Source organism: Streptoalloteichus tenebrarius, assembly GCF_024171885.1.
Taxonomy (GTDB): domain Bacteria; phylum Actinomycetota; class Actinomycetes; order Mycobacteriales; family Pseudonocardiaceae; genus Streptoalloteichus; species Streptoalloteichus tenebrarius.
On the sequence record NZ_JAMTCP010000004.1, the window covers coordinates 149,829 to 163,312 of the forward strand.

Below are 13,484 nucleotides of genomic sequence, written 5' to 3' on the forward strand. Positions count from 1 at the left end.
GACGTGAACATGAGGGACGGCTCGACCACGCTGCTGGTGGGTGGACGGATCTACTCGCCGGGGGCGCCGGACGCGACGGCGATGGCGGTCAGCGACGGTGTGGTGGTCTGGGTCGGGCAGGACAGTGTGGGGTTGGCGTTGTACGGGGACGCTGACCGGGTTGTGCGGTTGGACGGGGCGTTCGTGGCGCCGGCGTTCGTGGACGCGCACGTGCACGCGACGTCGGCGGGGTTGGCGTTGATCGGCCTGGACCTGTCGGGGTGCGGGTCGTTGCGGGAGTGTCTGATCCGGGTGCGGGAGCACGTGGCGGCGCATGGGGGCGCGCCGGTGTGGGGGCACGGGTGGGACGAGAGCGCGTGGCCGGAGCAGCGGCCGCCGTCGCGGGAGGAGATCGACGAGGTGGCCGGGCGGGTTCCGGTGTACCTGTCGCGGGTGGACGTGCATTCGGCGGTGGTGAGCAGCGCGTTGGTGGAGTTGGCTCCGGAGGCGCGGGGTGCGGAGGGGTTCTCGGAGCGGGGGCCGTTGTCGCGGGCGGCGCATCATCATGTGCGGCGGGCGATCCGGGAGTCGTTGACCGAGGGGCAGCGGCGGTCGGCGCAGGAGGCGTTCCTGCGGTTCGCGGCGTCGCGGGGTGTGGCGTGTGTGCACGAGTGCGCGGGTCCGGACATTTCGGGTGTGGAGGACCTGGCGGCGTTGTTGGCGTTGTCGGGTGTGGACGGGATGCCCGAGGTGGTCGGGTACTGGGGTGAGTTGGCGGTCTCGGCGCCGGAGTTGGCGGTGCGGGGGTTGGCGGGGGACCTGTTCGTGGACGGGGCGTTGGGGTCGCGGACGGCGGCGTTGTCGGCGCCGTACGCGGACGCGCCGGAGACGTGTGGGGCGTTGTACCTGGAGCCGGAGGTGATCGCGGAGCATCTGGTGGGGTGTGCGCGTCGGGGTGTGCAGGCGGGGTTCCACGTGATCGGGGACGCGGCGGTGGCCGCGGTCGTCGAGGGTTTCGCGGTGGCGGAGCGGGAGGTGGGTGCGCCGGCGTTGGCGGCGGGTCGGCACCGGTTGGAGCACCTGGAGATGGTGGACGCCGATCAGGCGGCGCGGTTGGCGCGGTGGGGTGTGATCGCGTCGGTGCAGCCGTTGTTCGACGCGGCGTGGGGTGGTGGTGACGGGTTGTACGCGCGTCGGTTGGGTCGGGAGCGGGGGACGCGGTTGAACCCGTTCGGGCCGTTGGCGGCGGCGGGGGTGACGTTGGCGTTCGGGTCGGACGCGCCGGTGACGCCGGTGGATCCGTGGGCGGCGGTGCGGGCGGCGGTGCATCACCGGACGGAGGGGTTGGGGGTGTCGCCGAGGGCGGCGTTCACCGCGCACACGCGGGGTGGGTGGCGTGCGGCGGGGGTGGATGACGGGTTGACGGGGACGTTGGTGCCGGGGGCGCCGGCGACGTATGCGGTGTGGGAGGTCGGGGAGTTGGTGGTGGCGGCTCCGGACTCGCGGGTGCAGCGGTGGTCGACGGATCCGCGGTCGCGGGTGCCGGCGTTGCCGGTGTTGGAGGAGGGGGTGGCGTTGCCGCGGTGCCTGCGGACGGTGCTGCGGGGTGAGGTGTTGCACGACACCGGGGAGGTCGGGTCGTGATGTGGGTGTCGCGGGCCGGGTGACCGGCGGCGGTGTCGGGAGGGTGAGGCGCGAGGATGGAACGTGGACTGCTCGGGTTGGATCCGGAGGTGGTGGCCGCGGCGCGGCGGTTGGCGGCGCGGGCGGCCGAGCCGGTGATCGAGTTGGCCAGGGCGCACACCACGGTGGCGGTGGAGCGGGCGACGTTGCGGTTGGCCGGGATCACCGGCGCGGACAGCGCGCATCGTTCGGGGGATGTGCCGTGGGTGAACCGGGTGGTGGACACGGTGCGGGAGCACTGTGGGTTGGAGCACGGGGTGGCGTTGCCGGTGTTCCACGCCCTGGCCGAGCACGACCTGGGTGGTCTGACGGAGTTGGCGGAGGCCACGGCGGCGGGTCAGGTGCGGTATCGCGTTCCGTCGGGTCGGGATCGGGCGCGGGCGGAGCGGGCCGCCCGCGCCGCGGTCGCCAGGGGGTTGCGGGTCGTTGACCGGAACCGGGTGCGGCGCGAGCGGTTGGTGGCGCGGTGGGGGGATCCGCCGCGGCGGCCGTGGATCTATCTGATCGTGGCGACCGGGGACATCGACGAGGACGTGGTGCAGGCCAGGAACGCGGCCAGGGCCGGGGCGGACGTGATCGCGGTGATCCGGTCGACGGGGCAGTCGTTGTTGGACTACGTGCCGGAGGGGGCGACGCACCACGGGTTCGCCGGGACCTACGCCACGCAGGAGAACTTCCGGATCATGCGGGAGGCGTTGGACGAGGTGAGCCGGGAGGTGGGCCGGTACGTGCGGCTGACCAACTACGCCTCGGGGCTGTGCATGCCGGAGATCGCGGTGCTGGCCGGGTTGCAGCGGCTGGACATGATGCTCAACGACTCGATGTACGGGATCCTGTTCCGGGACATCAACCCGGTGCGGACGTTCGTGGACCAGCGGTTCTCGCGGCAGGTGCACGCGCGGGCGGGGATCATCATCAACACCGGGGAGGACAACTACCTGACCACGGCGGACGCGGTGGAGGCCGCGCACACCGTGACGGTGTCGCAGTTGCTCAACGAGTGTTTCGGGCATGAGGCGGGGTTGGCGGACTGGCAGTTGGGGTTGGGGCACGCCTTCGAGATCAACCCGGATCTGCCGGAGTCGTTCCGGTTGGAGTTGGCGCACGCGTTGTTGGCGCGGGAGTTGTTTCCTGAGGCGCCGTTGAAGTGGATGCCGCCGACCAAGCACATGACCGGGGACGTGTTCCGCGGGTATCTGTTGGACGGGTTCTTCAACCTGGCCGGGGTGCTGACGGGGCAGAGCATCCTGCTGGTGGGGATGATGACCGAGGCGGTGGTGACGCCGTTCCTGTCCGACCGGGACCTGGCGTTGGCCAACGTGCGGTACGTGCTGGGGGCGGCGGGGAACCTGTGGGAGGACTTCCGGCCGGAGCCGGACGGGTTCATCGTCAAGCGGGCCAAGCAGGTGTTGTCGGAGGCGGTGGACCTGCTGGAGCGGATCGTCGAGGACGGGTTGCTCCAGGCGATCGCGGACGGGACGTTCGGGTTGATGCGGCGCCCGGCGGATGGCGGCAAGGGCGCCGACGGGGTGGTCGCGAAGGCGGAGGGCTACTGCAACCCGGCGGTGGAGTTGTTGGAGAAGGGGGAGAGCCGATGACCGCGACCACCGTGCCGGGCCCGGCCGGCGAGGCTGTCGCCGCTCCCTCCGGGGGTGGTCGGGGGCGGTATGTGCGGCCCTACGGGGACACCACGGGGGACGGCATGGTGCAGATGTCGTTCACGCTGCCGGTGCCGCACGGGCCGAGGGCGGAGGGGGCGGCGCAGCAGTTGGCCGCGAAGATGGGGCTGGACCCGGCGATGGTGGTGCATTCCCACCCGATCGGGGAGGACTTCACGTTCGTCGTGGTCTACGGGTCGGTGACGCACCTGATTGATCTGGACGCGGTGCGGGTGGTGGAGCGGGAGTATCCGCTGTTGTCGCCGGCGGAGGTGAACGCGGCGGTCAAGAAGGTGCTGCGGCGGAAGTTGACGGTGGTGGGGGCGTGTATCGGCACGGACGCCCACACGGTGGGGATCGACGCGATCCTCAATATCAAGGGGTTCGCCGGGGAGAAGGGCCTGGAGTACTACCGGGAGCTGCGGGTGATCAACCTGGGGGCGCAGGTGTCGGTGCCGGAGCTGGTGCGGCGGGCGCGGGCGGAGAAGGCGGACGCGGTGTTGGTGTCGCAGGTGGTGACGCAGCGGGACGCGCACATCCTGAACACGCGGGAGATGGCGGCGGCGTTCCGGGAGGCGATGGGGGCGCGGCGGCCGTTGTTGGTGGCGGGCGGGCCCCGGTTCGACCCGTTGATGGCGGCGGAGCTGGGGGTGGACCGGGTTTTCGGGCGGGGCACCACACCGGGTGAGGTGGCCAGTTACCTGGTGCACGCGATCACGACGAGTCCGTCCGGGGCGGCCCCGGCGGGGGCGGGGAGGGCGGGGGCGTGAGCAGTCTGGTCGAGGGGTTCTCGGTCACCCACCGCCGGTATGTTCCGCACTCGCACGCCCACTACGGCGGGAACCTGGTGGAGGGCGCCTACAGCCTGGGGTTGTTCGGGGACGTGGCCACGGAGTTGTGTGTGCGGACCGACGGGGACGAGGGGTTGTTCGCCGGGTACGAGTCGGTGGAGTTCCTCGCGCCGCTGTTGGCGGGGGACGTGGTGGAGGCGACGGCCACGCTGACGCGGGTGGGCACCCGGTCGCGGGGGGTGGCGTTCGAGGCGCGGGTGGTGTGTCGGGCCACTCCGGAGCGGGGGCCGTCGGCCGCCGAGGTGCTGGACCCGCCGCTGGTGGTGACCCGCGCCCGGGGCACGGTCGTGGTGCCGCCCCGCGCCTGACCTCGGTCGACGCCCGGTCGACGTCTGGCCGACGTCGGTGCCGGGGCCGGTGCCGGGGCCGCGGGTGTCCCTCCGTTCGGCTTGTGTCGTCCTGTGTCGTTCGGTCGGGTCGCACCCCTCGGGCGGGGATCTGAGGGTCGGCGGGTGTGGCGGGGGTCGTCGCCGCGCGCCACACCCGGCGTGGTCCACACGTGGTCACCGAACAAGGTCACCGAACGTGGCCATCAGGGTGACACCAGGTGCGGTGACCGGTGGGGGTTGCCCGCCCGCCGGGGTTCACCAGGGGTGGGCGCAGGCGGGAGCCTCGCCGCACAGCCCGAGCCGCTGGGCCCAGGGGGCGAGGGTGGGGGCGGCGGCGCCGCCCACGGCCAGCCACGTCTCGTCCAGACACGCCTCCCACTCGTTGATCAACGCGTCCAGGTGGTCCAGCCGCGGGCTCTCGTCCATCGCGCACCTCACTCGTCCTGGCGGGGGTCGACACTCTCACCAGTGAGTGTCGACCCCCGGGCGGGTGGCGCACCCGGTCAGGCGGCCAGGTCCACCCCTCCCGGTCACCCGGCCGAGGGGAGGGACCGGCCGGCGCCGACCCGGAGCGGATGGTGACCCGCCGTGGGGACGCCACCCAAGGGGTGGGTCGTGTTTCCCAAGATCAGGTGAACCCTGCGGGCAGTGATCCACCGCAGGTCACCGGCTGTCGCCACCAGGTATCGCTGGGTTGGGGTGGTGGTCGCTCGGAGGAGGGGACCTCGGCCCCCGAGCCCCGCACAGCCACGCCGTACGCTTGTCCGGTGGCCGCACCCCCCGTGACCTCCGAGCAGTCGGCGACCGCGCCCCGCGGCGCCCGACGGCGTCGACTGCCCACCCGGGCGTTCGTCCTGCGTCTGCTTGGCGCGGTCGCCGCCGGCCTGACCCTCTTCGCGAGCTTCCCGCCCCGGCCCCTGTGGTGGCTGGCGCCGCTGGCGTTCGTCCTGCTGGGGCTGGTCGTCCACGGCCGGCGGGCCCGCGCGGGCTTCGGCTACGGGGTGGTGTTCGGCGCGGCCTTCCTGGGTCCGCTGCTGTGGTGGACCGGCACCTACGTGGGGGTGGCGGCGCCGCTGGCGTTGACCGCCCTGGAGTCGCTGTTCTTCGGCGTGGGCTGCGCGGCCGTGGCCGCGACGAGCCGGCTGCGGGGGGCGCCGGTGTGGGCGGCGGCGCTGTGGGTGGGCGCCGACGCGCTGCGCGCCCGGCTGCCCTTCGGTGGCTTCCCCTGGGGCAAGGTGGCCTTCGGCCAGCCCGAGGGGGTGTTCCTGCCGCTGGCCGCCGTCGGCGGCACGGCGCTGCTGTCGTTCGCGGTGACACTGTGCGGGTTCGGGCTGGCCGCCCTGGCGCGAACACTGCTGGTCTGGCGGCGCGGCCTGGGCCGGCCCCGCTGGTGGGGGCCCGGCCTGGCGGCGGTGGCACCGGTGCTGGCGGGCGCGGTGGCCGGGCCGCTGGTGGTGAGCACCGCGCCGGAGTCGGGCACCGCCACCGCCGCGGTGGTGCAGGGCAACGTGCCCCGGCTGGGCCTGGACTTCAACGCCCAGCGCCGCGCGGTGCTGGACAACCACGTGCGGCGCACCGAGGAGCTGGCGCAGGCCGTGCGCGAGGGCCGGGTGCGGCAGCCGGACCTGGTGATCTGGCCGGAGAACTCCTCCGACATCGACCCCTACCGCAACGCCGACGCCTGGGCGGAGATCCAGGAGGCGGTGCGGCAGGTCAACGCGCCGGTCTCGGTCGGGGCGGTGCTGGTGCCGCCGACCGGGTCGCTGCGCAACACCGCGATCCTGTGGGAGCCCCGGCGGGGGCCGGTGGCCGAGTACACCAAGCGCCAGTTGCAGCCCTTCGGGGAGACCCTGCCGCTGCGCGGGCTGATGCGGCTGGTGGCCCCGGAGTTCGTGGACAAGTTGCAGCACGAGTTCGGGCCCGGCCAGGAGGCGGTCAGCTTCCCGATGGGGCCGGCGCGGGTGGGGTTGGCCACCTGCTACGAGGTCGCCTTCGACTGGGCGGTCACCGACACCGTGCGCTCCGGCGCGCAGGTGCTGGCGATCCCGACCAACAACGCCACGTTCGGGTTCACCGACATGACCTACCAGCAGCTCGCGATGTCGCGGGTGCGGGCGGTCGAGCACGGCAGGACCGTGCTGGTCGCGGCCACCAGCGGGGTCAGCGCGGTGGTGCTGCCCGACGGGTCGGTGGCGCGCTCCACGGCCCTGTTCACCCCGGACGTGTTGGTCGAGAACGTGCCGCTGCGGACGACGGCTACGCTGGCCACCCGGCTCGGCGCCGTCCCCGAGTGGGCGTTGACCGCGCTCGGGGCGGCGGCGCTGGGCTGGGTCATGGTGCGTGGCGTCGCCCGGCGGCGCGGCGTGGCCGGCGCGCCGGTGGCGGTGTCGACCGGCACGGCCGATGATCCGGCCAGGAACTGACGACGGAAGGTGGTCCGGCGCCCGTCCCCGCCCAGGGGACACCCCGAGCGGGGCGGTGGCGCCGGCGAGGAGGAAAGACGCATGGCGGACCAGCGGGACGCCCACGGGGGGCATCTCGAGGATCTCGGCCCGGTGCTGGTGGTGATCCCGACCTACAACGAGCGGGAGAACATCGGCCCCATCGTCGAGCGGTTGCACGCGGCGGTGCCCGCAGCGCACGTGCTCGTGGTGGACGACGGCAGCCCTGACGGCACGGGCGAGCTGGCCGACGAGATGGCCGAGGCCGACGAGCGGGTGCACGTCATGCACCGCACCAGCAAGGAGGGGCTCGGCGCCGCCTACATCGCCGGGTTCCGGTGGGCGCTGGAGCGGGACTACGGCGTGATCGTGGAGATGGACGCCGACGGCTCGCACGCCCCCGAGGAGCTGCCGCGGCTGCTGGACGCCCTGGGGCGGGACGGGGGCGGCGCCGACGTGGTGCTGGGCTCCCGCTACGTGCCGGGGGGCCGGGTGGTGAACTGGCCCAAGCACCGGGAGTGGCTGTCGCGGGGCGGCAACATCTACTCGAGGCTGGCGCTGGGCGCCAGGGTCTCCGACATCACCGGCGGCTACCGGGCCTACCGGCGGGCCGTGCTGGAGAAGATCAAGCTGCACAACGTGGCCTCGCAGGGCTACTGCTTCCAGATCGACCTGGGCTGGCGGGCCATCGAGGCCGGGTTCGAGGTCGTCGAGGTGCCGATCACCTTCACCGAGCGGGAACGCGGCGAGTCGAAGATGAGCGGCAACATCGTGCGGGAGGCCCTGCTGCGGGTCACCAAGTGGGGCCTGCGGCGCCGCGGTGAGCAGTTGCGCGGCCTGTTCCGCCGCCGCTGAGCCGGGTTCCTGAGCCGGCTTCGTCCGACCTCACGGGCGGGGGCACTCGGGTCTGGGTGACCAGACCGGGTGCCCCCGCCCGTGGCGGTTCTTGGCCGGTGGGGGTGTCGGGCTCGGTCCGGAGCGGGGCGAGGCCGCACCTGCGTCCCACCGGCCAGGGTCGCTCCGCTCCGGCGATCAGAGCGGACGGTCGCCAGAGTGGACGGTCGTGTGAGCGGAGTCCGGTGAGCTGACGAGGGTCGCTGAGCCGCGCGCCACCGTCCCAGGGCAGGCACCACGGTGACGGTGGCGAGGGGCACCGTGGGCGGCGTCGGCGTCGGCGTCGGCGTCGGCGTCGGCGGGGGCGTCGGCGGGGGCGGGGGCGTGGGGCGTGGGGCGGACACGAAAGAAGGCCATCCGGGTGGGAACCCGAATGGCCTTCTCGTGACCTGTGGCCGGCGCGGCGGGCCGAGGCGGGGTCAGGCCGTCCGCGTGCGGCGGCCGCGCAGCTCCTCCAGGCGCTCGGTGAGCAGCTCCTCCAGCTCGGGGATGGTGCGCCGCTCCAGCAGCATGTCCCAGTGGGTGCGCGGGGGCTTGACCTTCTTCGGCTCCGGCTCGCTGCCGTCGATCATCTTGGACTCGGTGCCGTGCAGGCGGCACTCCCAGGTCGAGGGCAGCTCGGCGTCGTCCGAGAACGGGACCTCGAAGTCGTGGCCCTTCGGACAGGCGTACCGCACCGACCGGCGCGGTGCGAGGTCGTGATTGCGGTCGGTCTCGTAGCTCACGGCTCCGAGCCGGCTGCCACGCAGTACGCGGTCGGCCATGTCGGTGTCCTTTCAGCTCGGTTCGGGGCGGCGGCCCCGGGTCATGCTTACCCAGTGCAACGGCAGGTCACGCCTGCTCGTTCCCGGATCGGGCTAATTGGTCGCCCACGGTGACGTGTTTCACCCGTCAACGAGAGCGTCCTCCATAGGGATGCCATCGGAGCGGCGTCATGACGCGTTATCCGACTGGCGGTGAACAACATCACCCTAATGGATGACATTGCTGGCGGACCGTGCGCTCAGGTCAGGCTGAGCTGACCCTCGCGGGCGACAACTGGGCCGAGATCTCCCAGCCTGTAGTGCCGCCGGCACAACACCTGATAACGGACAGTAGCAGGCTCGGGGTTCGCGTCCCCGGCACCCTCCGTGATCGTCGGGCCCGTGTCCGCGCGAGCACGCTGCGTGGTCGGGGCGGTGGTGTCGGCGACCAGCACCGTGTCGCCGGCCCGCACCACCCGGCCGTCGACGACGCGGGCGTTGAACCGCCCCGGCAGCCCGCACCAGCACAGCACCTCCACCTGCACCGCCTGGAGCTCGTCGGCCAGCTCGAACAGCCGCTGCGAGCCGGGGAACAGCGCGCTGCGGAAGTCGGTGGCGATGCCGAAGCAGTACACGTCCACCTGCACGTCGTCGGCCAGCTCGGCCAACTGCTCGACCTGCTCGGCGGACAGGAACTGGGCCTCGTCCACGATCAGGTAGTCCACGTGCTGGCCCAGCGCCCACCGGTCGCGGACGAGCTGGCGCAGGTCGTCGCGCTCGTCGACCTCCACCGCGCCGCGGGTGATGCCGATCCGGCTGGAGATCTGCGGCATGCCCGAGCGGTCGTGCCGGACCAGCAGCATCCCCCGCCGGCCCTGGCGGGCGTGGTTGTGGTCGATCTGTAGCGCCAGGGTGGACTTGCCACAGTCCATGGGGCCGTAGAAGAACCGCAACCGGCCGGGGGCGGGCACGGCGCGGCGCGCGCCGGCCGCGGGAACGGCCGAGAGCGCGTCGGTCGGATCGGGCAGGGTGCTCACGAGTGCGCAACCCTATCCATGTTTTCGCCCAACAGAGTGAAGGGCGGCGTCACCGGCGCGCCACCCGCTCGTGGTAGCCGGCCGCCGCCACCGGGACTGACACCCGGACCAGGGCCGAGACCGAGGACCGGGCGGCTGCCAGAGCGGCGGCCCCGGGGCGCGGTCCGCTCGGCCCGCAGGGCGGGTTGACGCAGCCGGACCAGCAGCACCCCGATCCGGACGCGGACGCGACGGAGGGCTTCGACGATCACGCGAGGGTGACCCGCTGTGGCGCGTTGACGCAGCCGAGACCAGTCCTCACTGGTTTCTTTCGGCGGAGGGGTGGCTGGAGGGCGGTGTCACCCCTCCGGCCACCGGTTGTTATCCGCCGCGCGGCGGACTCCTACTCCGTGGCTCGCTACTTGAGCGCTACCCGGCTCGGAGTGAGCCGCCACTCGGTGTGGCCGCAGGCCGGCCCCACACGCCGTCTCCGCGGTCGGCGCGTTCCTCACCCGCTCAGCGGCAGGCTCGGCGCCGGGGCGTGGTCCCCGGACTCGTCGCGTCGCGTCCGCGAGGGCGAGGTGGTGGAGGTGTCGGAGGCGGCTGCCACCGGCAGGGGGTCGCGTTCCTCGCGGGCGGCCCACAGCCCGGCCATCGCCGCGACCGTCAGCATCGCGCCCAGCACGTGCAGCGCCGCCAACACGACCGGCACGCCGAGCCAGTACTGCACCGCGCCCAGCGCGCCCTGGAGCAGCACCGCCGCGACCAGCAGCCAGTAGCGTCGCCACAGCGTTCGGACGGCGCCGGCGGCGCGGAGCGCGAAGCCCAGCGCGACGACCAGCCCCAGGAACACGAACAGGACGTCGCTGTGGAGCTGGGTCAGGGCGGCCACCGGCAGGTCCAGCCGTGGGGTGTCGGCGTCGCCGGCGTGCGGGCCGGCCCCGGTGACCAGGGTGCCCGTGACCAGCGTGCCGGCCAGCGCCACGGTCATCACGACCAGCATGGCCCGCAGCGGCCGGGGGATCCGCGGTCGCGCCGGGCCGTCCTGCTCGCCGGCGGCGCGGGCCAGGAGCACGGCACACCACACCAGGACCGGCGAGGGCACGAAGTGCAGCGCGACGGTCCACCACTCCAGTTCCATCAGGACGGTGAAGCCGCCGATCACGGCCTGGGCCACCACGCCCAGCGGCATCGTCATCGCCAGCAGGAGGAAGCGTCGGCGTCGCGGCCGGGTCAGCAGGGCGACCAGCAGCGCCAGCGCGCCGACCAGGCCGACGGCGACCCCGAGCAGCCGGTTGCCGAACTCGATCCACTGGTGTGCCTGCCCCAGCGCGGGATCGGAGACCGGCAGCAGGCTTCCCGGCGCGCACTCCGGCCACGTGGGGCACCCCAGGCCCGAGCCGGTCACGCGGACGACGGCGCCGCCGAGCGCCACGCCGATCTGGGCCACGACGGCGGCGACGCCGACCCGGCGTTGGGTCGCCGCGCTCGGTGTCCAGCCGCCGACGATCCGGGAAAGCCACTCCATGCGTAGGCATGCTACATGTAGTGATCATCGCCGCCCGCGGGGAGTTCTGTCGTCGAGGCCGCCGGAGGCGGCCAGAAACCCCGCCACCACAAGGGAAACGGCGCCTGCGCCCCGTCGGGCCGTTAGGCTGCGGCGGTCTCCAGGGGACCCCCTACCGGAGGGAGAACGGCGTGCGCGGCGAGGGCAAGCTGGTCCGGGACCGGATCCCGGAGATCATCCGGCGTGACGGGGCCGAACCGGTCACCTACGTGGCCGGCGACGAGGAGTACCGGCGGCGGCTGCGGGACAAGCTCGGCGAGGAGGTCGCGGAGTTCCTGGCCGCGGACGCCGACGCGGCCGTCGACGAACTCGCGGACGTGCTGGAGGTCGTGCGGGCGCTCGCCGCGGACCTCGGGGTGACGCCCGAGGAGCTGGAGGCGGTCCGGCGGGCCAAGGCGGCGGAGCGGGGAGCGTTCGCCGACCGGGTCGTCTGGACGGGCAACCGCTGACCCCGCCGGGCGGCGGCGCCCACTGTCGGGATCGGACCGGCACGTCCGGGCGCCACCCGGCCCGGTGCACGGGCGCCCGTCGCGCCGGGGACGCGGTCTCCCTCGTGCCCGACCCACCCCCGAAAGCGCAAGGCGACCCCGGCGAGGATCAGCCCAGCGGGTGATGGGCGCGACGCGTTCCGCAGGGCCGTTCCGGTGATCGTCGGAAGATCGGTTAACAGGGGGCGGACAGGGGCGCGATGCTGGGGTGAGAGCGCGTACCCCTGACGTGCTCGACCTCGTAGGGGAGCCGATGGACCTCGACGCGATGCGGCGTTGGTTGAGCCCCGCCGCCATCGGTGGCGTCGTCGCCGCCTTCCTCGCCGGCCTGGTCGGCGGCGTGGTGTTCCTGGGGCGCCAAGCCCCGGTCTCCGACGCCGACGGGCTGCCGTCGCCGCCGCCGGTCGTGACCGACGAGGGCACGCCGACGCCGGCCACGGTCTCGCGCGAGGCCGTCGTCGGCCGGGCGCCGGTCCTCACCGGGGCGCCCCGCGTGCCGACCCCGACGACCGAGACACCGCCCGCCCAGCAACCGGCCAGCTCCGCCCAGGAGCCCACCCCGGCTCCGCGGACGACGTCCGCCGCCGTCACGGCGAGCACGGCCTCGACCTCCGTCGTCCCCTCGACGCGGCCCCCGCGCTCCGAGACGTCACCACCGCCCGGCGATCCCGCGCCCACCCCGGGGACCTCGCCGGGAGGCACGCCCCAGGAGTGCTCGGCCTCCGACGGCCTGGGCGGGATCCTGTGCCCGGAGGGGACGCTCGGCCTGGCCGGGCGCGACGCCCCCAGCCGGTAGCGGGCCGCTTCGGCACGCCGGGGCGCGTGGCCGGCGGTGCCCCCGGCGAGAGGGGTCAGTCGTTGGTGATCAGTCCCTCCGGCATGCCCGGCACGGTGAGGTCCCGCACGATCGGCCGCCAGTTCGGCACCTCGTGGAACCGGCGCAACTCGGCCAGGCCGGACAGCCAGCCCATCCACGCCCCGTAGGGCGGGCGGCGCTCGTCGAAGTCCCGTTGTTCGAAGGTCAGGCGGGCGCCGCCGCCGACGTCCTCCACGGTCCAGGCGGCCACCAGTCCGTCCCGCCAGGCCAGGGTCATGCCCCTGCCCGGTTCCATGGCGATGATCGTGGCGGGGGAGTCGTCCCTGTCGAGGCCGCCCATCGCCCACCGCCCGCCCACCCTCGGCTCGATCTCGACGTTGGCGCCGAACCAGCGGCGGAACGTCGCGGGGTCGACCATCGAGTCGTAGACCGCGCGGGCCGGCGCGCCGATGAGGAACTCCTCGCGCATCCGGGGCGAGGTGAAGTCGCACCGGGGGGTCAGCGGGCGGCCGTCGAGGTGGTCGGACAGGTTGGCCAGCGACAACGCCCAGTAGGTCAGCAGCACGGCGCGGGTGCTGGTCTCGGCGACCAGCTCGGGCCACGGGGGGACGGGGGACCACGACAGCGACAGGATCGTCGTGTCCGCGCTCTCCTCGGCCAGGACGACGTTGACGGTGATCTCCTCGTCGTCCAGCGGCCAGGCGAAGCTCAGGGAGGTGTCGTCGACGTGCAGCGGGCGTTGGCGGGGCTGCCGGCCGGCCGGGGTGGACCGGCCCCAGAACGCGTACCGCTCGGGCAGGTCCACCTCGGCGTGCTCGGCCAGCCACACCCGCAGGGCGGCGGCCTCGGTCAGGGCGTGGTGCACCACCGGGACGGGGGCGCCCAGTCCCACTCGGTAGACCAACTGTTCGCTCATGTCGCTGCGCACCCTCCGGGTCGTGGCCCACAGCCGCCGCTGCCGCCGGGCGGGGCGCGGCGGGGTCTGTCGCGATCCCACCAGAGGACCCGGCCGGCGGCA

13 protein-coding genes are annotated in these 13,484 nt (G+C 73.7%); 8 read left to right on the top strand and 5 right to left on the bottom strand.

The annotated features are described in order from the left end of the window. The first annotated feature begins 9 nt into the window (after positions 1-9). Genes LX15_RS05940 through kal form a run of 4 tightly spaced genes read left to right on the top strand, consistent with a single transcriptional unit; the run spans position 10 to position 4,479 of the window. Positions 10-1,623, top strand: a complete 1,614-nt coding sequence (locus tag LX15_RS05940; protein ID WP_253668633.1) for an amidohydrolase — start codon at positions 10-12, stop codon at positions 1,621-1,623. Between the two features lie 56 nt (positions 1,624-1,679). Then, positions 1,680-3,260, top strand: a complete 1,581-nt coding sequence (kamD, locus tag LX15_RS05950) for a lysine 5,6-aminomutase subunit alpha (RefSeq protein ID WP_253668467.1) — start codon at positions 1,680-1,682, stop codon at positions 3,258-3,260. Then, positions 3,257-4,090: a lysine 5,6-aminomutase subunit beta gene (kamE, locus tag LX15_RS05955; protein ID WP_253668468.1), complete on the top strand. Its 834-nt coding sequence runs from the start codon at positions 3,257-3,259 to the stop codon at positions 4,088-4,090. The genes kamD and kamE overlap by 4 nt, the downstream gene beginning before the upstream one ends. Then, a complete protein-coding gene (kal, locus tag LX15_RS05960; protein ID WP_253668469.1) occupies positions 4,087-4,479 on the top strand; it encodes a 3-aminobutyryl-CoA ammonia lyase in 393 nt (130 codons plus the stop codon). Before kamE ends, kal begins: the two co-directional genes overlap by 4 nt. Before the next feature lie 276 nt (positions 4,480-4,755). On the opposite strand, the gene LX15_RS05965 is transcribed toward kal, so the two are convergent. Next, positions 4,756-4,926 (bottom strand): hypothetical protein, encoded by a 171-nt coding sequence (locus tag LX15_RS05965; RefSeq protein WP_253668470.1) that lies wholly within the window; start codon positions 4,924-4,926, stop codon positions 4,756-4,758. A 341-nt stretch (positions 4,927-5,267) separates the two neighbouring features. Between LX15_RS05965 and lnt the strand changes: the two genes are divergently transcribed. Beyond that, the gene (gene lnt / locus LX15_RS05970; protein ID WP_253668471.1) at positions 5,268-6,923 is read left to right on the top strand and encodes an apolipoprotein N-acyltransferase; all 1,656 of its coding nucleotides are present in this window, start codon (positions 5,268-5,270) and stop codon (positions 6,921-6,923) included. Positions 6,924-7,004: 81 nt separating this feature from the next. Then, the gene (locus LX15_RS05975; protein WP_253668472.1) at positions 7,005-7,796 is read left to right on the top strand and encodes a polyprenol monophosphomannose synthase; all 792 of its coding nucleotides are present in this window, start codon (positions 7,005-7,007) and stop codon (positions 7,794-7,796) included. Between the two features lie 458 nt (positions 7,797-8,254). On the opposite strand, the gene LX15_RS05980 is transcribed toward LX15_RS05975, so the two are convergent. The 3 genes from LX15_RS05980 to LX15_RS05990 form a co-directional block, all read right to left on the bottom strand. Next, positions 8,255-8,599, bottom strand: a complete 345-nt coding sequence (locus LX15_RS05980) for an RNA polymerase-binding protein RbpA (protein WP_073486488.1) — start codon at positions 8,597-8,599, stop codon at positions 8,255-8,257. Positions 8,600-8,838: 239 nt separating this feature from the next. After that, positions 8,839-9,615: a thymidine kinase gene (locus tag LX15_RS05985; RefSeq protein ID WP_253668473.1), complete on the bottom strand. Its 777-nt coding sequence runs from the start codon at positions 9,613-9,615 to the stop codon at positions 8,839-8,841. Between the two features lie 487 nt (positions 9,616-10,102). Then, positions 10,103-11,122, bottom strand: coding sequence for a COX15/CtaA family protein (locus LX15_RS05990; RefSeq protein WP_253668474.1), 1,020 nt, complete (start codon positions 11,120-11,122; stop codon positions 10,103-10,105). Positions 11,123-11,292: 170 nt separating this feature from the next. Here LX15_RS05990 and LX15_RS05995 point away from each other — a divergent pair, with 170 nt between their 5' ends. Further along, positions 11,293-11,610, top strand: coding sequence for a nucleoside triphosphate pyrophosphohydrolase (locus tag LX15_RS05995; protein WP_253668475.1), 318 nt, complete (start codon positions 11,293-11,295; stop codon positions 11,608-11,610). A 247-nt stretch (positions 11,611-11,857) separates the two neighbouring features. Further along, entirely contained in the window at positions 11,858-12,445 is a 588-nt protein-coding gene (locus LX15_RS06000; RefSeq protein WP_253668476.1) for a hypothetical protein, read from the top strand. A gap of 55 nt (positions 12,446-12,500) precedes the next feature. On the opposite strand, the gene LX15_RS06005 is transcribed toward LX15_RS06000, so the two are convergent. Beyond that, a complete protein-coding gene (locus LX15_RS06005) occupies positions 12,501-13,382 on the bottom strand; it encodes an SRPBCC family protein (RefSeq protein ID WP_253668477.1) in 882 nt (293 codons plus the stop codon). Positions 13,383-13,484: the final 102 nt, after the last annotated feature.